Origin of the sequence: Streptomyces sp. NPDC002018 (assembly GCF_042890865.1) — a bacterium.
GTDB lineage: Bacteria > Actinomycetota > Actinomycetes > Streptomycetales > Streptomycetaceae > Streptomyces.
In genome coordinates this window covers 86586-108554 of the sequence record NZ_JBIASO010000016.1, presented here as the reverse complement: position 1 = coordinate 108554, position 21969 = coordinate 86586, and the positions used below count along the sequence as shown (strand labels likewise).

Annotated in this window: 11 protein-coding genes; 6 read left to right on the top strand and 5 right to left on the bottom strand. The window is 72.8% G+C overall.

Going from position 1 to position 21969, the window contains the following annotated elements; genetic code table 11:
- Positions 1–29 precede the first annotated feature (29 nt).
- Both ACFYYH_RS24775 and ACFYYH_RS24770 read right to left on the bottom strand, forming a co-directional pair.
- Positions 30–1451, bottom strand: coding sequence for a DUF6056 family protein (locus ACFYYH_RS24775; RefSeq protein ID WP_388554959.1), 1422 nt, complete (start codon positions 1449–1451; stop codon positions 30–32).
- 168 nt (positions 1452–1619) lie between these two features.
- Positions 1620–2603, bottom strand: coding sequence for a glycosyltransferase family 2 protein (locus ACFYYH_RS24770; RefSeq protein WP_388554956.1), 984 nt, complete (start codon positions 2601–2603; stop codon positions 1620–1622).
- A gap of 547 nt (positions 2604–3150) precedes the next feature.
- Between ACFYYH_RS24770 and ACFYYH_RS24765 the strand changes: the two genes are divergently transcribed.
- From ACFYYH_RS24765 to ACFYYH_RS24740, 6 genes are all read left to right on the top strand, one after another.
- Positions 3151–10338, top strand: a complete 7188-nt coding sequence (locus tag ACFYYH_RS24765; RefSeq protein ID WP_388554953.1) for an SDR family NAD(P)-dependent oxidoreductase — start codon at positions 3151–3153, stop codon at positions 10336–10338.
- A gap of 5 nt (positions 10339–10343) precedes the next feature.
- Positions 10344–14945 (top strand): beta-ketoacyl synthase N-terminal-like domain-containing protein, encoded by a 4602-nt coding sequence (locus tag ACFYYH_RS24760; protein ID WP_388555120.1) that lies wholly within the window; start codon positions 10344–10346, stop codon positions 14943–14945.
- 85 nt (positions 14946–15030) lie between these two features.
- A complete protein-coding gene (locus ACFYYH_RS24755) occupies positions 15031–15285 on the top strand; it encodes a phosphopantetheine-binding protein (RefSeq protein WP_388555118.1) in 255 nt (84 codons plus the stop codon).
- Positions 15286–15288: 3 nt separating this feature from the next.
- Positions 15289–16098, top strand: coding sequence for an alpha/beta fold hydrolase (locus ACFYYH_RS24750; protein WP_388554950.1), 810 nt, complete (start codon positions 15289–15291; stop codon positions 16096–16098).
- Positions 16095–17339, top strand: coding sequence for a glycosyltransferase (locus ACFYYH_RS24745; protein WP_388554947.1), 1245 nt, complete (start codon positions 16095–16097; stop codon positions 17337–17339). The genes ACFYYH_RS24750 and ACFYYH_RS24745 overlap by 4 nt, the downstream gene beginning before the upstream one ends.
- 50 nt (positions 17340–17389) lie before the next feature.
- On the top strand, positions 17390–19267 hold the full coding sequence (locus tag ACFYYH_RS24740) for an ABC transporter ATP-binding protein (RefSeq protein WP_388554944.1): 1878 nt from the start codon (positions 17390–17392) through the stop codon (positions 19265–19267).
- Between the two features lie 150 nt (positions 19268–19417).
- Here ACFYYH_RS24740 and ACFYYH_RS24735 read toward each other — a convergent pair whose 3' ends face one another.
- From ACFYYH_RS24735 to ACFYYH_RS24725, 3 genes are read right to left on the bottom strand one after another with little or no spacing between them, the layout of a single operon-like run.
- Positions 19418–20218: an SGNH/GDSL hydrolase family protein gene (locus ACFYYH_RS24735; RefSeq protein ID WP_388554942.1), complete on the bottom strand. Its 801-nt coding sequence runs from the start codon at positions 20216–20218 to the stop codon at positions 19418–19420.
- A gap of 49 nt (positions 20219–20267) precedes the next feature.
- Positions 20268–20978, bottom strand: a complete 711-nt coding sequence (locus tag ACFYYH_RS24730) for a 4'-phosphopantetheinyl transferase (protein WP_388554939.1) — start codon at positions 20976–20978, stop codon at positions 20268–20270.
- Positions 20975–21823 carry a metallophosphoesterase family protein gene (locus ACFYYH_RS24725; RefSeq protein WP_388554936.1) on the bottom strand — a complete coding sequence of 283 codons (849 nt, stop codon included), beginning with the start codon at positions 21821–21823 and terminating at the stop codon, positions 20975–20977. Before ACFYYH_RS24725 ends, ACFYYH_RS24730 begins: the two co-directional genes overlap by 4 nt.
- Positions 21824–21969 lie beyond the last annotated feature (146 nt).

Sequence of the window (21969 nt, the reverse complement as noted above, 5' to 3'; positions counted from 1 at the left end):
GGCCGGCCGCCGGGTCGGCCCCGCCGGTGTCAGGGCAGCCGCCGCGTGTCGGTGATCCGCTCCAGGCGGTAGTGGTCGGCGACGCAGCTGGCCGGCCAGCTCCGTGCCCTGGAGCCGAACGGCTCTCCCATGCCCCTGATCGGCAGGGGCGTGTACGGGAGGATCCGCGCGCCCCGCGCCGCCTCGGTGCGCAGCCGCAGGTCCTGGTGGTCCCACCGTTCGGCGCGCACCCGCATGTCATGGCCCAACTCGCCGAGCGGGAAGGCCAGCGCGGTACACACCGCTGCGACCAGCGCGGCTCCGGCCGCCGCCGTCAGCGTGGTCCGCCAGGCCGCCCGCCGTCCCTCCGTCCGGGCCCACGCCCGCCCCAGCAGGACGCCCGCGCCGGTCAGGAGCAGGACGTACAGCAGGAGATAGTCGTTCCAGGTGCGGGACGCGCTGGACACCCGGGGGCCGAACAGCGGGTAGGTGATCACCGTGCAGAGGTATCCCGCTACCAGGAAGACGAGGGCGCCCGCGCAGACCAGGAAGAGCGGCCGGCGGGGCAGCAGCGCCGGAGCGCCGTCCGCCCGGTGCCGGACCGAGAGACCGAGCAGCACTCCCACGGCGACCGCCCCGAGGTACTGCCATGTCGTCACAAGGGTGCCGAGGATCTCCAGGAACGCGCGCAGCGAGCCGAGCAGGGACTCCGGCGCGACCATCGAGGCGGTCCCCGCGCCGAACCGCTCCCGGCGGTTGACCGAGCCCGGGGAGGTGAGCAGGACGAGGGCCCCGGTCCCGACCCCGGCCAGACCGGCCAGACACCAGGCGCGCGCGTACCCGCGGACCCGGGGGACGAAGATCCCGCCGCTGAGCGTGAGCACGGCCACGAGCACCACGAGCGCGACGACCGAGGCCTCCTCGGAGAGGGTGCCGAGGAAGCAGCCCGCCAGGAACACGACGGCCGCCGCCGCCCTCCTCGCCGTGCGCGAGCGCGCCCGGAGCAGCGGGATCGCCGCGGCGCAGGCCAGCACGGGCGCCGCCGTGTGCGAGACGGAGGAGGCGGGCCAGTAGAACGTCTTGTACGTGTTGGGGGTCGCCAGCAGGAAGACCACCGCGACGGTGGAGGCCACGAGCAGCGGTACCCCGCGCGGCGCCGTCCGCCCCGCCGCGCCCAGCAGCAGAACCGTCACCGCCCACAGCACGGCCAGCATGAGCACGGCGCTGACCGGGGCGAACCACTGGTGGCCCGGGATCCCGGGCTTGGTGTAGAGCCCCACCAGCAGGCCGTTGGCCACCCGTCCGTTGTCGACGGTGTAGAACTTCTCGACCAGCCCGGAAATACCGTTGTCCCGCACCAAGGGCAGAAAACACCACTCGTCGGCACTGGGACGGACATAACCGCCGAACCATGAAGCCGCGCCGAGAAGACCGAGAGGAAGCGGCAGGAGACCCCGCACCCAGAATTTCATCCGCGAACGTACAAATGTCTCACGGTCGTTGTCCTGCTCCTGGCGGGATTTTCCGCCCTGCTGTCTCGGGATGGCGACGCTCGAAGCGCCCGCGGCCATGTGCACCACTGCCTTTCGCGTGTGATTCGAACCGCCGTCGGCGCGTCGGCCGGACGAGGGTGGCCGGAATCAACCCTCCGAGCGCGCCTGCCCGACGGACGTCGCGGAGGGGCGGCCACGCACGGACGCGCGGGACTCGTCCGTCTCCCGTACCACATAGTGGGGACGGCGCTTCGCCTCGTGATAGATGCGCCCCACGTACTCCCCGATGATGCCGAGTGTCGCGAGCTGGATCCCGCTGAGCGCCACAATGGCCGTCATCAAGGTGGTGAAGCCCGGCGCGTCCACTCCGTTGAGCGCCACATTCGCGATGATCCAGAAGGCGTAGAGAAGCGCGGAGAGAAAGAGCCAGAGGCCGGTGTGGATCGCCAGCCGCAGAGGACGGCTGTTGAAGGAGAGCAGTCCGTCGATACCGTAGTTCAGCAGATTCCGGCCGCCCCATTTGGAGGTTCCGGCGGCCCGCCGCACATTCCGGTAGGTGAAACTCACGGTGTCGAAACCGATCCAGGAGAAGATCCCCTTGGAGAACCGGTTGCTCTCCGGCAGGGCCAGCACACTGTCCACCGCGTGGCGCGACAGAAGTCTGAAGTCCCCTGCCCCGTCTACGACTTGGACGTCCATACAGCGGCGTACCAGTCGGTAGTAAATCCGGCTGAGGGCGGTGCGCAGGACGCCTTCGCCCGCCCGGTCGCGCTGGGCGACCACCTGGTGGTAGCCGTGCCGGTGCAACTCCAGCATGCGGGGCACCAGCTCGGGAGGATGCTGGAGATCGGCGTCCATGAGAACCACCGCCTCGCCCCGGGACATGCGCAGTCCGGCGAGCATTGCGGCTTCTTTGCCGAAATTGCGGCTGAACGAGGTGTAACGGACCCGTGGATCGTTCGCGGCGATTTCACGCAGTCGTTGCCGGGTCCGGTCGTCGCTGCCGTCGTCCACATAGCAGATCTCGAATGTCTGCCCGGTCGGTTCGAGGGCGGTGAGCAATGCGGTGTGAAAGGCCCCGATCACCTCGCTCTCATTGAAACAGGGTACGACGATGGATACCTGAAGCATGGTCATTCCACTCCACGCCCGTGATACGGGTGTTCGATCTGCATCGGCCAAAATGAAATGCCCACCGTCCAAAGAGTGTTGTCAGGACCGGTCCATTGGTAATCCGCACCATAGAATTTATCGATCTGCCGCTCAAGCGTCGCGGCGGCATGGCGTCCATCCCGCTGAGACGTTTCTTCCGGACCGGTCGACGTCCCGGACCGATGTGCGCCGTTGTCGTCGAGGGGGGGTTACGTCACACCCCGTAGGCGGTACCGTCGGGTGGTCGAATGCGCTCCCGTACCGCTGTGACCTTCGGCACAGTCCCCGCTCCGGATGCAGAGTTTGCATTTCATGGGCATGACAGCGCGATATCGCGCACGTGAGCCGGGGATGGCGTCCTTGAAAAACGTCCCTTTGCTGCCAGCTCATCGAAAATCTTCCACTACCGAGAGTGATGGCACGTCTACGCATGGTCATATGTCGCGGAGCGTGACCGGTTGACCCCGGGGAAGCGGGGCCAGTTAACTACCCGCCGGTCAACCCCCCACTTGATTCGGGAGACTTCATGCGGATGCCGGAACCCGGCACGTCCATTGAGTTCTCGCTGACGCACTCGGTCATCGTCGTCAATCCACTGCACCGGCCCTCGCCGCGGCTGACGGCCGTCGCCGCCCGCTCGGGCGCGACCGGCGTGCTGGAACTCCCCCTCGACGACCCCCGAGACGTCGCCGACACACTCGACCGCACCTGCCGCTGGTCGTCGCTGCCCTTCGGAGTCCGGATACGGCCCGGCTGTACCGCGACGGACACCGATCTTCCCGACCTCGTGGACACCGTCCTGCTGGCGGATCCCGGACGCTCGCCCGCCGAGTTCCCCGGCCGCCGCGTGCTGGTGGAGGTGACCGACCCGGCGGGTGGCGCCCGCGCCGTCGCCGACGGGGCCTCGGGCCTGATCGTCCGCGGTGCGGAAAGCGGCGGCCGCGCGGGCGAGTTGAGCACCTTCGTGCTGGTGCAGCGCGTCCTGGCCGACCCCGCCGTCACCGTGCCCGTCTGGGCGTGCGGGGGCATCGGGCCCCACACGGCCGCCGCCGCCGTCGCCGGAGGCGCGGCCGGTGTCGTGCTCGACACCCAGCTCGCGCTCTACGACGAGGCGGGGCTGCCCGCGGAGATCACCGCCGCGCTCACCGGGCTCGACGGCTCCGAGACCGTCCTTCACCACGGCACCCGCGTACTGCGCCGCCGTGGCCCCGGCGCCCCCGAACTTCCCTCGGATCCCGCTGAGTTCGCGGCCCGGATCGGCGGCGACGATCTGCGGACACAGTTCCTTCCCGTCGGTCAGGACGCCTTTCTCGCCGCCACCTTCGCCGCGCGCTGGCGGACCGTGGGCGAGGCCGTCCGCGGGGTCCGGGCGGCGATCACCGCCGCCGTGGCGGACGACGAGCCCGCCACCGCCCTGGCCGCCGGATCGCCGGGCGCGCGCACCCTGGGCACCCGGCTGCCCGTCGCCCAGGGGCCGATGACCCGCGTCAGCGACGAGCCCGACTTCGCCGCCGCCGTCGCGGCCGGTGGCGCACTGCCGTTCCTCGCCCTGGCCCTCGCGAGCGCGGAGCGCACCCGCTCGATGCTGGAGCGCACCCGGGAGGCTCTCGGTGACGCGCCCTGGGGAGTCGGTGTGCTCGGCTTCGCCGACGAGGAGATCAAGGCCGCGCAGCTCGACGTGGTACGGGAGCTGAAGCCGACCCACGCGATCATCGCCGGCGGCAGGCCCGCCCAGGCCGCCGCCCTGGAGGCGGAAGGCATCACCACCTTCCTGCATGTCCCCTCGCCGGGACTGCTGCGGCAGTTCCTCGCCGCCGGGGCACGCCGGTTCATCTTCGAGGGCGCCGAGTGCGGCGGGCATGTCGGACCCCGCAACAGCTTCCCGCTCTGGGAGGCCCAGACCGATGTTCTGCTCGCCTTCCTGGCCGAGGCCGGGCCCGAGGCGGCCGGTGAGCTGACCGTGCTCTTCGCCGGAGGTATCCACGACGAGCGCTCCGCCGCGATGGCCGCCGCCCTGGCCGCCCCGCTGACCCGCGCCGGTGTCGCGTTCGGCGTGCTGATGGGCACCGCGTATCTCTTCACCGAGGAGGCCGTGGCCGCCGGGGCGATCCAGCCGCTGTTCCAGCGCAGGATCGTCGCCGCCGAACGCACCGATCTGCTGGAGACCGCGCCCGGCCACGCCACCCGCTGCGCCCACAGCGCCATCACCGAGGACTTCGCCGGACTCAAGGACGAACTGCGTGAGCGGGGCGTACCCGACCGGGAGATCTGGGAGCGCCTGGAGCGCTTCAACGTCGGCAGGCTGAGGCTCGCCAGCAAGGGCATCGAACGGGTCGGCGACCAACTGCTCCCGGTCGACGAGGCACGCCAGGCCGACGAGGGCATGTTCATGGCGGGGGAGGTCTGTGTGCTGCGCTCCGCCACCACCACCGTCACCGCGCTGCACGACTCCGTCGCCGACGGGGCCGCCGCGTGGCTGCGCGCCCGCGCCGCCGGGCTGCGCCCCGCGCTCGGTCTCACCGGCGCCGTCGAGGAGCCCGCCCCCGCGCCGCTGCGGATCGCCGTGGTGGGCATGGCCGGCATGTTCCCCGGCGCCCCCGACTTGGCCGAGTTCTGGGCCAACGTCCTGGCGGGCAAGGACTGTGTGACCGAGGTCCCGGCCCATCGCTGGGACGCCGAGCGCTACTACGCGCCGGACGGCGACGGCGAGCGCACCCCCTCGCGCTGGGGCGGATTCCTGCCCGAGATCCCCTTCGACCCGCTGCGCTACGGCATTCCGCCGGCCTCGCTGGCCGCCATCGAACCCGTACAGCTTCTCGCGCTGGAGGCCGCGCGGCGCGCGCTCGCCGACGCGGGATACGCCGGCGCGGGCACGGACCACGCCCGTACCTCCGTGGTGTTCGGCGCGGAGGCCGGCAGTGATCTGTCCAACGCGACCACCCTGCGCACGGTCCTGCCCGGCTATGTCGGCACGATCCCGCCCGCACTCGACGAGCAGCTTCCGAAGCTGACCGAGGACTCCTTCCCCGGGATGCTCGCCAATGTCATCGCCGGCCGGATCGCCAACCGGCTGGACCTCGGCGGTGCCAACTACACCGTGGACGCGGCCTGCGCGTCCTCGCTCACCGCCGTGGACGTCGCCTGCAAGGAACTGGTCACCGGCACCAGTGACCTGGTGCTCTGCGGCGGCGCCGACCTGCACAACGGCATCAACGACTATCTGCTCTTCTCCTCGGTGCACGCGCTGTCCCCGACCGGCCGCTCGGCCACCTTCGACGGCGCCGCCGACGGCATCGCCCTCGGTGAGGGCGTGGCGTGCGTGGTGCTCAAGCGGCTGGCCGACGCCGAGCGCGACGGCGACCGGATCTACGCCGTGATCGACGGCGTCGGCAGCGCGAGCGACGGCCGGGCCCTCGGCCTGACCGCGCCCCGCCCGGCGGGCCAGCGCGCCGCGCTCACCCGCGCCTACCGCAACGCCGGGGTCTCACCCGCCGACGTCGGACTGATCGAGGCCCACGGCACCGGCACCGTCGTCGGTGACCGTACCGAACTGGCCACGCTGACCGAGGTGTTCACCGAGGCCGGGGCCGAGCCCGCCAGTTGCGCGATCGGTTCGGTGAAGTCCCAGATCGGGCACACCAAGTGCGCGGCGGGGCTGGCCGGACTGATCAAGACCACGCTGGCACTCCACCACGGGGTGAAGCCGCCGACCCTGCATGTGCGGCAGCCCAACGCGGCCTGGGACGGCGAAAGCAGCCCGTTCGTCTTCCACACCGCCGCCCGGCCCTGGGCCGCGGAGCCGTCGGAGCGTGTCGCGGGCGTGAGCGCCTTCGGGTTCGGCGGCACGAATTTCCATGTTGTTCTACGCGCGTACGACCAGCCGCCGCCCGCGCACTCCCTGGACGCCTGGCCCGCCGAACTGTTCATCTTCCGGGGCCGGGACGACGAGGCGGCCCGCCGCTCGGCCCGCGCCCTGCTGGATCTCCTGCACCGCGACGGGCAGTGGCGGCTGCGTGACTACGCGCGTCACACGGCCCGCCGCGGCGACCAGGCGGCCGGCCGGGGAGAGCCGGTGCGGATCGCCCTCGTGGCGGACAGCGCGACGCGGCTCGAGGAACTGCTGCGCCGGGCCGTCGCGGGAGAGCGGGACCCGAAGGCGGGCCTCTACACGGCCGATGACCCGACCGGCACCGACGGGTCCGCCTCCGGCGAGCTGGCGTTCCTCTTCCCCGGACAGGGCAGCCAGCGCCCCGGCATGCTCGCGGAACTCTTCGTCGCCTTCCCCGAGTTGCAGCGTTACCTCCAGCTCGGCGCCCGCTGGGCGGACACGCTCTACCCGCCCGCCGCCTTCGACGAGGAGGGCAAGGCGGCCCAACTGGCCCGTATCACCGACACGGCCGTCGCCCAGCCCGCGCTCGGCGTCGTCGAACTGGCCGCCGCCGAACTGCTGGCCACGCTCGGGGTACGCCCCGCCATGGCCGCGGGTCACAGCTACGGCGAGCTGGTCGCGCTCGGTGTGGCCGGCGCGCTGGCGCCGCAGGACGTCCTCACCGCCAGCGCGGCCCGCGCCGAAGCCATCCTCGCCCAGGTCGAAGGGGACGACCCCGGCACGATGGCGGCCGTCTCCGCCTCGGTCGGGCAGGTCGAGGAGGTGCTGCGGACGGCCGGTCTCGCCGGGACCGTCGTCGCCGCCAACCGCAACGCGCCCGAGCAGACCGTCATCTCGGGGCCGACCGGACCGATGGCCACGGCGGTGGCACGGCTGCGCGACGCCGGGTACGCGGCCAAGCCGCTCCAGGTCGCCTGTGCCTTCCACAGCCCGCTGCTGGCCGGAGCGGGTGACGCCTTCGCCGGACACCTGGCCGCGACGACCGTGTACGCCCCGGAGTTCGACGTCTGGGCCAACCGTACGGCCGAGGTGTATCCGGCGGACCCGGAGGCGGTACGGGCCGGGCTCGCGGCGCAGATCGGCGCGCCCGTCCGGTTCACCGAGCAGATCGAGGCGATGTACGCGGCCGGCGCCCGGGTCTTCGCGGAGGTGGGACCCGGCCGGGTGCTGAGCAGACTGGTCGCCGCCGTCCTGGGCGACCGCCCGCACCGTACCGTCCCGCTCGACGGCGGGCGCGGGGCCGGACTGACCGGCTTCCTCTCCGCGCTGGCCCAACTCGCCGTGAGCGGCGTCGATGTCCGCGCCGGCCGGCTCTTCCAGGGACGCGACGCCGTCGACCCCGAGACCACCACGGCCGAGCGGCCCGCGGGCTGGACGGTGGACGGCCAGCTCGTCCGCCGTGCCGACGGCACCATTCCCCCCGACGCCCTGCACCCCGCCCGACCCGTTATGGAGCTGATCGTGCCGGAGAACCACGCCCCCCACGCCCCCCACGGCGCGCAGGCGTCAGGGCCGGACGCCCTCGTCGCCGAATTCCTGCGCAGCAGCCGGGACCTGGTGGCGGCGCAGCGTGATGTCCTGCTGAGCTATCTGGGCGGCCCGGTGGCCGTGCCGGCCGGTCAGCCCCTCACCTACGCGGCGGCGGTCCCCGTGGCCGCCCCCGCCGCGCTGCCGGCCCCCGCCGTCCAGCCGGCCCTCGCCGCCCCGGCCCCGCCCGCCGCCGTCCAGGCCGGTCCCGTGACGGACCGGGAGTCGGTGCTCGCGTCGGTGCTGGCGGTGGTGGCGGAGCGTACGGGTTATCCGGTGGAGATGATCGAGCCGGAGCTTGATCTGGAGGCGGATCTGAGTGTGGATTCGATCAAGCGGGCGGAGATAGCGGGTGAGCTGGCGGTGCGTCTCGGGCTGCCGGTGGGCGCGGGCGCCGAGATCGACGGTCTGAGCGCCGCCCGTACCGCCGCCGGGATCACGGCGCTGCTCCTCACCGCGGTCGGTGAGCGGGCCGCTCCTGTGGGGAGCGTGGTTCCCGCCGCCGTCGCGGCCGGTTCCGCCGGTCCCGTGACGGACCGGGAGTCGGTGCTCGCGTCGGTGCTGGCGGTGGTGGCGGAGCGTACGGGTTATCCGGTGGAGATGATCGAGCCGGAGCTTGATCTGGAGGCGGATCTGAGTGTGGATTCGATCAAGCGGGCGGAGATAGCGGGTGAGCTGGCGGTCCGCCTCGGGCTCCCGGTCGGCGCGAGTACGGACATCGACGGTCTGAGCGCCGCCCGTACCGCCGCCGGAATCGCCGGACTGCTGGTCACGCTGCTGGGCGGTCCGGCAGAACCGGCCGCCGCCGCTCCCGCTCCGGCCCCGTCCGTCGAGCCGCCCACGAATACGGAGGCCGAGATTCTGGCCCCGCAGCGGCTGGAGTTCACCGAGACCGGACTCCCCGAGGTGACCGGATCCGTCGCGAGCGGGACCACGGTCCTGCTGCTCGGCGGCGGTGAACTGGCCCCGGCCGTGGCCGAGCGGCTGCGCGCCGCCGGCGCCCTGCCCACGCTCGTACCCGCCGGTGAACTGCCCGACGGGACCACCGCCGACGCCGTGATCCATCTGGACGCCCTGGTCACGGCCGACGCGCCCCTGCCCGAGGCCTTCCCGCTCTATCAGAGGGTGCTGGCGAACCCCCCGCGACGGCTGCTCGCCGTCGAGCGCAGGACCGAGGGCGCGGCCAGCGGACTGCGCGGCTTCTTCCGCAGTGTCGCCCGCGAGTATCCGGACCTCATCGCGACCCTGGTCGAGGTGGCCCCCGGCGCGGGTCCCGGGGAAGTCGCCGAAGCCCTGGTCACCGAACTCGCGGCCACCGACAGGGAACCGGTCGTGCTGGCCGCCGGGGGAACCCGGCGCGGCCTGCGGCTGACCCCCACCGATCTGGGCGCGCTCGCCGCCACCGGCGCGGGCCCGGCCGGGGACGGGGTCGCGGAGGCCGAGGCGGCCGGACTCGACCGCGACGCGGTCGTCCTGCTCGTCGGCGGCGCGCGCGGCATCACCGCGCGGTTCGCCCGTACGATCGCCTCCGTCAGCCGGTGCCGTATCGAACTGATGGGTCGTACGCCGGTACCCGCGGACAGCGAGGACCCGGCGACCGCCGGGGCCACCGGCCGTGACGCGCTGCGCGCCGCCTTCCTCCGCTCGGGGATGACCTCGCCCGCCGAGGTCGAGCGCCGCGTCTCCGCCGTGCTCGCCGCGCGCGAGGTCCGTGACACGGTCGAGGGACTGCGGGCGCTGGGCAGCCCGGTCCGTTACCACTGCGTCGACGTGCTCGACACGGAGGCCGTCCGCGCCACGGTCAAGGACATCCACGCCGAGCACGGCAGGCTCGACGGCGTGGTCTACGCGGCCGGGGTCATCGAGGACAAGCTGATCGCCGAGAAGCCGGTCGAGTCCTTCCGCCGGGTCTTCACCACCAAGGTGGGCGGGGCGCGCGCGGTGCTCGACGCGGTCGACACCCTGCCCACGGGCCCCCGCTTCGCGGTGCTCTTCGGCAGTATCGCGGGCGCCCTCGGCAACCGCGGCCAGTCGGACTACGCCGCCGCCAACGACGCGCTGGAGGAGCTGGGACGCCGCTGGTCCACCGCCGAGCGGCGCGGTCTGACCGTCCACTGGGGCCCCTGGGCGGCCTCGGAGACCAACGGCGGCATGGTCACCCCGGAGCTGATGCGCTCCTACGCCGCCCGCGGGATCAAGCTGATCGATCCCGAGGAGGGGCCGCTGAGCCTGCTGCGCGAACTCGCCTGGGGCGCGCCCGAGGCGCACGCGGCGGTCTACACCGCGTCGGGCTGGTGACCGCCGTGTCCTCCCGCACCCCGGCCGCCCCGCCGTCCGCCACCCCTGTCGCCATCGTCGGCATGGCCGCGTTCTTCCCGGGCGCCAAGGACCTGGACAGCTACTGGCACAACATCGTCAACGGAGTCGACGCGATCACGGACGTGCCGGCCGACCGGTGGGACGCGGAGTTCTACGCGCCCGACGGCCCCCGGCGCAGCGACCGCGTGTACTGCAGGCGCGGCGGCTTCGTCGACCAGGACACCGAGTTCGATGTCGCGCGGTTCGGCATCATGCCCGCCTCCGTGGCGGGCGCCGAGCCCGACCAGCTCATCGCGCTGGAGGTCGCCCACCGGTCCATCGAGGACGCGGGCGGGGAGACCGTACTCCCCGCCGACCGGCAGCGCGCCGGGATCGTCCTGGGCCGGGGCGGCTATCTGACGCCCGGTCTGGTCCGGCTCGACCAGCGGGTACGGACCGCGGGCCAGCTCGTGCGCACCCTGCGCGAGCTGGCGCCCGACCTCGGTGAGGACCGTATCGAGCGGGTCAGGGCGGCCTTCGCCGGACAGCTCGGCCCCGAACAGCCCGAGTCGGCCATCGGCCTGGTGCCCAATCTGGCCGCCTCGCGTGTCGCCAACCGGCTCGATCTGCGCGGCCCCGCCTACACGGTGGACGCGGCCTGCGCCTCCTCGCTCGTCGCGGTCGACCACGCGGTCCGTGAACTGGCCGCCGGGCGCTGCGACGTCATGCTGGCCGGTGGGGTGCACCACTGTCACGACATCACCCTGTGGAGTGTGTTCAACCAGCTCGGAGCGCTCTCCCCGAGCGAACGGATCCGTCCGCTGCACCGCGACGCCGACGGTGTGCTCATCGGTGAGGGCACCGGTGTCGTGGTGCTCAAGCGGCTCGCGGACGCGCGGCGCGACGGCGACCGTGTCTACGCCGTGGTCACCGGGACCGGGGTGGCCAGCGACGGCCGCTCGGCCAGTCTCTTCAACCCCGACCCCGGCGGCCAGGTCCGCGCGGTCCGGCAGGCCTGGGACGCGGCGGGACTCGACCCGCGCGCGGTCGACGCCCTCGGGCTGCTGGAGGCGCACGGCACGGCCACCGTCGCCGGTGACCGGGCCGAACTGGCCACGCTCACCGAGGTGTTCGGACCCGCGACGGGTGAGCGGGCCGCCATCGGCTCGGTGAAGTCCATGATCGGGCACACCATGCCGGCCGCCGGGATCGCCGGGCTGATCAAGGCGGCACTGGCGGTCCACCACGGGGTGCTGCCGCCGACCCTGCACTGCGACGAGCCGAACCCGGCCCTGGAGGCCACCCGGTTCGCACCGCTCGCCCGTGCCACGGCCTGGGAGGACAGCGGCACCGGGGCACCGCGCAGGGCGGGCGTCAACGCCTTCGGCTTCGGCGGTATCAACGCCCATGTGGTCCTGGAGCAGCCGGCCGAGGCCGTCGCCCCCGTGGCCCGTACGGCGCGTACGACGGTGAGCGAGCCGGAGCGGGTGCTGCGGCTCGCCGCGTCAGGACCGGCGGAGCTGGCCGCCCTGCTGGACGCCGACGACTCCGCGGTCCTGGCCGCCGGGCTCGACGAGCGTGTCCCGGCGGCGGGCCCGGTCAGGCTCGGCATCGTCGATCCGACCGCGCGCCGGCTGAAGCTGGCCAGGAAGGCCGTCGCCAAGGGCGCGCCCTGGCGGGGCCGCAGCGATGTGTGGTTCAGCCCGAGCCCGCTGCTCGGCCCGGCCGGTGGTCTGACCGCGTTCGTCTTCCCCGGCCTCGAAGCGGAGTTCGAGCCCCGGGCGGGTGAGCTGGCCGAGCGGTTCGGTCTGTCCTGGCCGTCGGGGCAGGACGCCCGGGTCGGCGATGTCGGGCGGCACGGCGCGGCCGTCTTCCAGCTCGGCCGGGTGCTCGACACCGCGCTGCGCGGGCTCGCCGTCGTCCCCGACGCCGTCGCCGGGCACAGCGTGGGGGAGTGGACCGCCATGGCGGCCGGCGGTATCCACGCCGCCGAGGAGGTCGACGCGTTCCTCGCGGACTTCGACCCGGACGCGCTGCGGGTGCCCGGCGCCGTCTTCGGCGTGCTCGGCATGCCCGCCGGACAGGTGCTCGCCGAGCTGGCCGGCCGTACCGATGTGGTGCTCTCGCACGACAACGCCCCCAACCAGTCGATGATCTGCGGCCCCGAGGAGGCCGTGACCGAACTGGTCCACCTCTTCAGGACCCGGGGGGTGATCGGCCAGGTGCTGCCGTTCCGCTCCGGCTTCCACACCCCGATGCTCGCGCCCTACCTCGGTCCGATCCGGCGCGCGGCCGAGGCATACACCCTCCATCCGCAGACCACTCCGGTGTGGTCCGCGACGACCGCCGCGCCCTACCCGGACCACCCCGGCGCCGTACGGGAGCTGTTCGTGCGGCATCTGCTGGAACCGGTGCGGTTCCGGCAGCTCGTATCCGCCCTGCACGACGCGGGATTCCGTGCCTTCGTCCAGCTCGGCGCCGGTCAGCTCGGCTCGCTGGTCGACGACACCCTGGCGGGCAAGGACCGGCTGGTCGTCTCCGCGCACTCCACCGCGCGGGACAGCCTGGCGCAGCTCCGCCGGGTGGTCACCGCGCTCTGGGTGGACGGCGCGGCGCCCGAGGTGGCCCCGCTGCTCGGGCCGGTGGCCACCACCGCCACGGCGGCCCCGGTGGCGGCGCGGCCGTCCGGCAGGGGCGTGCGACTAAACCTCGGCGGGGCCCTGGTGTCGCTGCCCGAGGAGGCGAGGAACGTCCTCGCGGTCCCGGCGGCCCGGCCCGCCGCCGTCACCGACGGCAGCGCCCTGGACCTGCTCGGCCGGGCGGGCGGCCGCTTCCCGGTCGCCGCCGAGCTGTCCGCGCTGCTCCAGGACACCGCGGCCGTCGCGAACGAACTCATCGGCGCGGGCGCCGCCCGCCGGGCCGCCGCTCCCGCACCCGTCCGGCGCCCGCCGTCCCGTCCCCGGACCCCGTCCGTCCCGCCCGCCGGCGGACCCCCGGCCGCCGTCCCGCCGACGGGGCCGCCCGCGGGCGCCGTGCCGTCCGTTCCCGCCGTACTGCGGGTGGACGTGGCCGAGATGCCGTATCTGCTCGACCACTGCTTCTTCCGGCAGCGGCCGGGCTGGCCCGACGAGGCCGACCGCTGGCCGATCGTGCCCGCGACCACCGTGATCGGGCATCTCATGGAGATCGCCGAGCGCGCCGTCCCCGGCCGCCGCGCGGTCGCGGTGCACGACGTACGGCTGCTGAGGTGGATCGAGGCCATCCCCGCCGCCGATGTGCCCGTGGAGGTACGGCGGTGGGGGCCCGACCGGGTCGAGGTCGGCCTCACGGGTTACTCCCGGGCGGTGGTCGAACTGGCGGACCGTCACCCGGCGCCCGCGGAGCCCTGGCCGGTCGATCCGGCCACCGAGCGCGTCCCCGCCCTGCGGGCCGAACAGCTCTACAGCGAACGGTGGATGTTCCACGGCCCGCGCTTCCAGGGGGTCACCGAGCTGACCGCCATCGGGGACCGGCATGTGCGCGGGGTCATCACCGCGCCGGAGGCCCCCGGCGCGCTGCTCGACAACGTCGGACAGCTCCTCGGCTACTGGATCATGGCCACGCTCACCGAGCGCACCACGGTGTTCCCGGTGGGGATGGAGCGCATCCGCTTCCACGGGCCCGATCCGCGGCCGGGCGACCGGCTGGTCTGCGCGATCCGGATCACCGAGGTCACCGATCTCACCCTCACCGCGGACATGCAGCTCATCCAGGACGGCCGGGTGTGGGCGGAGTTCACCGGCTGGCAGGACCGCCGGTTCGACACCGACCCCAATATCCGCCAGGTGGACCGCTTCCCCGGCGAGCACACACTCTCTTCGCCGGAGCCCGAGGGCTGGACGCTGGTGCACGAGCGGTGGCCCGACCTCGCCACCCGTGAACTGATCATGCGCAATGTCCTCGGCGGCGCCGAGCGCGCCCGCTACGAGGCCCTGCCGCCGCCGCGCAGACGGCGGTGGCTGCTCGGACGCATCGCCGTCAAGGACGCGGTGCGCGGTGTGCTCTGGGGCGAGGGGGCGGGCGAGATCTACCCCGCCGAGATCGCCGTCGACAACGACGGCACGGGCCGCCCGCTGGTCCGGGGCGTGCACGGGCGCGCGGTGGGCGGGCTGACGGTGTCGATCGCGCACTGCGGGGAGACCGGGGTCGCGATCGCCCGGCGCGGACCGTGCGGGATCGATGTCGAGGAGATCGCCGAACGGCCCCGCTCCACCGTCGAGACGGCCTGCGACCCGGCCGAACGCGCCCTTCTCGACCGCCTGGTGGCCGGCTCCGCCGAGAGCGAGGCGGTGTGGTTCACCCGGTTCTGGACGGCCAAGGAGGCCGTCGCCAAGGCGCGCGGAACGGGACTGGGCGGACGCCCGGCCGCGTTCCGGGTGGTCGCCGCGGAGCACGACCGGCTCCGTGTGGTGACCGGGGGCCGGTCGTACGAGGTGGCGGTACGGCAGGTGGCCAGTCCACGGGGGCTGCCGGAGCGGCGGTACATCGTCGCGTGGACGACCGGTGACGGTACGACCGGTCGCGGTACGACCGGTGACAACACGACAGGAGAGATCGATGAGCACTGAGGCGATCGGCTTCGCGCCCGCGCAGCCGGGGGAGCGTACGCCACGGGACACCGGCGGCGACGCCGTCCTGGCGGACATCACGGGCATGCTGCGTGACCTGCTGGAGGAGGACGGCCTCGACGACGCCGAGATCACCCGGGAGACCACCTTCCACGACGATCTCGAACTGGAGAGCATCGACCTGGTGACACTCGCCGGGTCACTGCGCGAGCACTACGGCGACCGGGTCAATGTCGCCCTGTTCATCGCCGATCTGGAACTGGACGAGATCATCGCGCTCACCGTCGGTGAGCTGGTCGACTATGTCTCGGCGTCGCTGCGCGCCGGTACGGAGGACTGAGCCATGACCAAGATCAGTACGGGCGAGATCACCACCCATGTGCAGCGGCTGCCCGCGGCGAACCGGCCCGCGGACGGCGGTGAGCCCGCGGTGGTCGTGTTCGTGCACGGGCTGCTCACCGACAGTCTGGCCAGCTACTACTTCACCCTCGGCCCGGACTTCGCCGCCGCCGGGTACGACGTGATCATGTACGACCTGCGCGGTCACGGCCGCAGCGACCGGCCGGCCACGGGCTACCGGCTGGAGTCCTTCGTGGCCGACCTCGTCGGACTGCTCGACGCGCTGGGCGAGCGGCGCCGGGTGCATGTCGTCGGCAACTCCTTCGGCGGCACGGTCGCCGCCGCCCTCGCCGCCTGGCACCCCGACCGGGTCGCCACGGTCACCATGATCGAGTCCGAGCCCCCGGTCCAGGAGTGGACCCGGCACATGGCCGACGGCCTCGCCGACGCCAAGAAGCAGCTCGTCCGCGACGAGGTCATCGACTGGATCTCGGCCCACCACGGCGCGCACACGGCCCGGCTCTCCCGGGGCGCCGGCCGTATCCTGCGCACCACCACCCTCGCCGAGGACATCCCGGCCGGCCGGGTCATCGGCGACGACCTCGACGCGCTCGGCTGCCCCGTACTGGCGATCTTCGGTGACGAGTCCGGGCTCAGCGCCCAGGTGCCCGGTCTGGAGGCCAAGCTGGCGTCCTGCCGCACGGTGGTCCTCACCGAGCAGGGGCACTCCGTCCTGGTGGAGCGTACCGAGGAGACCCGGAACCTGATCCTGGAGTGGGTCGGCGAACACACCCTGGCCGAGGCGGTGCGGTGACCCGCTTCCTGCTGGTCGTCCCCCCGCTCGTCGGACATGTCAACCCGCTGGTCGGGGTCGCGGCCGAACTGGCCCGGCGGGGCCACCAGGTGGCCTGGGCCGGCCACGCCGACCAGATCCGGCGGCTGGCGGGCGAGGATGCCACGGTGTACGACTGCGTGGTGCCCGGTACGGGACTGAACAGACCGCCCGGCCTCACCGGTCCCGCCGCGTTCCGCTTCCTGTGGGCGGAGTTCTTCGTCCCGCTCGCCGAGGCGATGGCGCCCGGCGTCCGCGCGGCGATCGACGCGTTCCGGCCGGACCTCGTCCTCGGCGACCAGCACGCCGTCGCGGGCGCGCTGGTCGCCGAGCGCCGGGGCGTCGTCCATGTCACCTCCGCCACCACCTCGGCCGAACTGGTCGACCCGCTGGCGGGGATGCCCAAGGTGGGGGCCTGGCTCGGTGAACTGCTGGGCGGCCTGCGCGCGCGGATCGGCGATCCCGCGCGCACGGGCGACCCGCGGTTCTCCCCGCACGGTGTCATCGCCTTCACCGGGCGCGAACTGCTCGGTGACGCGCCGCCGCCGAACGGACGGACCCATCTGGTCGGTCCGGCCATCGCCCCGCGCGCGGACCGCTCCGACTTCCCCTGGGACGAGCTGGACCCGGCGCGCGCCACGGTGCTCGTCTCGCTCGGTACGGCCAACGCGGACGCGGGCGGCCGGTTCCTCACCGAGGCGGTCACCGCGCTCCACCGTCTCCGCGACCGGGTGCAGGGCGTCGTGGTCGACCCCGGCCGTACGCTCAACGACGTCCCGGCCGGGGTACTGGTCCGTGAGCATGTGCCCCAACTCGACCTGCTGGCACGGGTCGACGCCGTCGTCTGCCACGCCGGCCACAACACCGTGTGCGAATCGCTCTGGCACGGACTGCCGCTCGTCCTCGCCCCGATCCGTGACGACCAGCCCATCGTCGCCGGACAGGTCGTCGACGCGGGCGCGGGGGTACGGGTCCGCTTCGGCCGGGTGGACGCCGCCCGGCTGGGCGCGGCCATCGAGACCGTACTGGACACCGCCGGCGGTCACCGGGCCGCCGCCGAGGCCATCGGCCGCTCCCTGCGGGCGGCGGGCGGCGCCCCGGCCGCCGCCGACCATCTGGAACGGATCGCGGCGGACCCCGGGACGGAGCCCGCCCCCGTGTCCGGTCCTGATCCGGCCGGGCCCGTCGCCGTACGGTCCGCACCCGTCTCCGTCCCCCACTGAGCCCGCGCACACCCCGTCGACCGACTCCCCGCGACCCCGGGACCTTCCCTATGACAACCGCTCCCCCACCCACCGCGGTACCCCCCACGGCCCCCGGGCCCCCGGACGGGGAGGCGTCCGGCGCGCCTCCCGGCACAGCCCCGCTCCGGGTGCTGCTCCGCCATGCCCGCCCGCACCGGCTGGTGCTCACCGCGACCCTGCTGCTGGTCCTCGCGGCCAGCGCGGCCGGACTGGTGCAGCCGCTCGTGGCCCAGCACGTCCTGGACGGACTGGGCGAAGGACGCGGGGTGCTGGGCCCCGTACTCCTGCTCGCGGCGCTCGTCGTCCTCGGCGCAGGGCTCACCGGACTCCAGTCGTGGTGGCAGCAGCGCACCTCGGAACGGGTGGTCCGGCAGATCCGCCGGGACCTGGTGTTCCGGCTGATCCGGCTGCGGGTGCCCGAACTGGACCGCCGCGCGCCCGGCGATCTCATCGCCCGTGTCACCTCCGACAGCGCCCTGGTGCAGAACGCCGCCACCGAGGGGCTGGTGATGGTCGCCAACGGAGTGCTCAGCATCCTCGGCGCGGTGGTCCTGATGGGGGTGGTGCATCTCGGACTGCTCGGGGTGACGGCCGGCGTGCTGCTCGCCGTCTCCCTGGTGATGGTCCTGATCCTGCCCCGCATCCGCCAGGCGGTCGCCCGCTCGCAGGAGTCGGTCGGCGCGGTGGGCGCCGCCCTGGACCGCACGCTCGGCGCCGCCAGGACGGTGAAGGCCAACGGCGCGGAGGCCCGCGAGACGGCTCTCGCCGGGGAGGCGATCGAGGGCGCCTACCGGGCCGGACTGACCGGAGCCCGCTATGTGGCGATGGTCAAGGTGCTGTCCGGTGTCTCCATCCAGGCCGCCTTTCTCGCCGTGCTCGGTGTCGGCGGGGCCCTGGTGGCCTCCGGCGATCTCGACGCGTCCGCGCTGATCGCCTTCCTTCTCTATGTGTTCTACCTGGCGAGCCCGGTCGGCTCGCTGGTGGCCGGGCTGAGCATGCTGCAACAGGGGCTCGGCGCCGTCGGCCGTATCGAACAGGTCAGGCACATGCCGGTCGAGGACGATGTCGACCTCCCGGACGGGGTGGCCGGACCGCGTCAGGACGGCGCGCCACCGGTCGAGTTCCGGGACGTACGGTTCTCCTACCCCGGCCGGGGACCCGCCCTGCGCGGGATCTCGTACACCGTGCCCGGCGGCACCCAGACCGCGCTCGTGGGACTGTCCGGGGCGGGCAAGACCACGATGTTCGCGCTGCTGCAACGGTTCCATGAACCGGCGTCGGGCCGGATCCTCATCGACGGGGTGGACATCGCCACGCTGCCCCGCGCCGAGGTGCGCCGGCGTATCGCCTATGTGGAGCAGGAGTCGCCCGTCATGGCGGGCACGATCGAGGACAACCTCCGGTACGCGGCCACCGACGCCTCGGACGAGGACATCGCCGAGGTCCTGCGGCTGACCCGGCTCGACACCCTGATCGAGCGCCTTCCCGACGGGCTGCGCACCGCGGTCGGCAATCGCGGGGTGAGCCTGTCCGGCGGGGAGCGCCAGCGGCTGGCCATCGCGCGGGCGCTGTTGCGCCGGCCCGAGGTGCTGCTCCTGGACGAGGCCACCGCCCAGCTCGACGCCAGCAACGAACGGGCGTTGCGGGAAGCGGTGGACCAGGCGGCCCGGCGCTGCACCGTGATCCTGATCGCGCACCGGCTGTCCACGGTCACCGAGGCCGACCAGATCGTGGTGCTCGAACACGGTCGGGTGCGTGCCGCCGGAACCCATCGGGAACTGGTGGAGGCGGATGTCCTCTACCGCGAACTCGCCTCCTCCCAGATGCTGGTCGAGGAGCCGACGGACGGGAACGGCGGGAATGGCGGGAACGGCGGGATCGGCGCGCTGGTCGAGGCGCCGGGCTGAATCGCGGAACGGGCCCGAGCCAATGCGGCCCGAGTGAATGCTGACCTGAGTGAATGCTGACCTGAGTGAGGCCGGACCTGAGTGAGGGCGTTCCGCCGGTGTGGCGGAACGCCCTCTGTTTTTCGTCAGCCGGTCATTCCGGTCATCCGGTCATCCGGTCAGGGAGTTCAGCGCGGCGAGATATCCGTCGCGGTGGCCCGCCGTATTCGGGTGGTAGGACTCATTGATCTTGTCCCATTCCAGGCTGGTGACCCAGGTGGAACCATTCGAGCAGATGGTGTGCGGATCGAATACCGGCCGGGCGTCCAGGAAAGTGAAACCGGCCTCGGCCGCACGGGCGGAGGTGACGGCGGCGAGCGTGTCCGCCGCGGAGTTCAGCGCGGTGCGCTCGGTGTCGCTCAGTCCGAAGATGCCGCAGCTTCCCCGGATGGTGTAGAGCCGCGGATAGCCGACCACGATCACTCTCGCGTTGGGCGCCTTCGCGCGCACCGCCGCGTAGGTCTGCGCCAGCGCGGGGGACAGATAGGCCTGCGCCGCCTGCTTCGCCAACTCGACCCCGTTGACACAGTCCTGGTCGTTGATGGTCAGGACGCAGTTCATCAGGACGTCGACGAAGCCGACGTCGTTGCCGCCCACCTGGATCGTCACCAGGGTGGTGTCCGCGGTGAGCTGCGGGATCTGCGTACTGATCAGATCGGCCGTGGTGGCGCCGGAACAGGACGCCTCCACGAAGGCGACCGACGGGTGCTGGGCCGCCCACAGCCGGGTGTAGGTCAGCGGGCCGCGCCGGCACTCGTCGTTGGGGTCGTCATAGGTGCGGGTGCCGGGGGCGACGGCGTACGAGTCGCCCAGGGCCACGTATCTGCCGTCGGCTGCCTGGGCCGGTGTCGACAGCGTGACCGCCGCGACGAATGCCAGCAGCACGGTGAGAAGTGCTTTCGATGAGCGCACGGAAATGCTTCTCCAATGGTGGGGGCATGGACCCCTCATGGATAGCAGTTCAGGACGTCATAGTGTTGTCGTGTTCATGAAAAAGTGATGACGTTTCATGAGGGACGTGGATGGCGGTGGCCACCAGTCCGCGGGCGGCCGTCCAGCGGCCGGAGAATTCATCGTGACGACGGTTTTCGACAACCGGGCCCGGAACCAATAGCCTTGCCTGGAAGGTCCGTTCGACCGGATTGATGTCAATTTCCGCCTCGGAGAAATCGAGTTCGCGTTCGGTGAGGGGATACCACACCTTGAAAACACTCTCCTTGGCGCTGAAAAGAAGCCGGTCCCAGCTCACCCCCGGATGGTGCTCCGTGAGGAACGCGACGCGCTCGGACTCGTACGGCAGCGCGATGGCCTCCAGCACACCCTCCGGCAGCGGCGCGTCGGGCTCCGCGTCGATGCCCACCGCCGCCGTGCCGTCCGCGCGCGCCACCGCGGCCGCGCGATAACCGTCACAGTGCGTCATGCTGCCGACGATGCCTTTCGGCCACTGCGGCGCGCCCCGGGGGCTGGGCAGCAGCGGCACGGGCGGCTGCCCCAGCCGGTGCAGCGCGCGCCGGGCCAGGATCCGTACGGCCGTGAACTCCTTCTGGCGTTTGGGCACGGCCCGCGCTATGTGCGCCCGTTCCTGCGGGAACAGCGCCTCGGCCGGCGCCGGCACGGGATCGTCGTACGCCGCCTCGGCCGCGACCCGCGCGGGCAGGATCTCACCGATCACCGGACACCCCGCCCGCCGGGCGCCGGCAGGATCTGCCGCAGTGGCTCCCGGGGCGGCCGTTTGCTCCACTCGCGCGGGTAGCCGACCGAGACCTCCTCGAACCTGACCCCGTCGTACCAGGTCACCCGGGGGATGTGCAGATGCCCGTACACCACCGCGGCGGCACGGAAGCGCACATGCCAGTCGGCGGTCAGTTCGGTGCCGCACCACTGCGCGAACTCCGGGTACCGCAGCACCCGGGTGGGCTCGCGCACCAGCGGGAAGTGGTTGACCAGGACCGTGGGCAGCGCCGGGTCGACGGCCGAGAGCCGGCGCTCGGTGTCCGCGACCCGGGACCTGCACCAGGCGTCCCTGCCGTCGTACGGGTCCGGATGCAGGAAGTACTCGTCGGAGCAGACGATGCCCGCCTCCGTCGCCACCCGCAGCGACTCCTCCATCGTGGTGGCGCCGGGCGCCAGGAACGAGTAGTCGTAGAGCACGAAGAGCGGAGCGACCGCCACCGGACCGCCGGCGCCGCGCCACACCGGATAGGGGTCCTCGGGGGTGGCGATGCCCAGCTCCCGGCACAGCTCGACCAGATGGAGATAGCGCTTCTCGCCGCGCAGATCGCAGGGATCCTGCGGATGCGTCCACAGCTCATGGTTGCCCGGCGCCCAGATCACCTTGGTGAACCGCTCGGCGAGCAGCCGCAGCGCCCACTCGATGTCGGTGTACTTCTCGGCGACATCGCCCGCGACGATCAGCCAGTCCTCGTCGGATTCCGGCCGGAGGGTCTCGACCAGCGCGCGGTTCTCGTCGTACACGACATGCAGATCGCTGACGGCCAGGAGTTTTCCGTCGGGCACAGTACCGTCCCTTTCCGTCGGGTTACATCGGTTCTGTCTCGTTCTGCGGGCCCCGTCGGGCTCGGACGCCGGACCGGGGCCGGCGCGCCCACCCAGCGAGACTACGCGGAAACGCATGACGTGGCTTCAGCGGCCGTGTTGCGGGC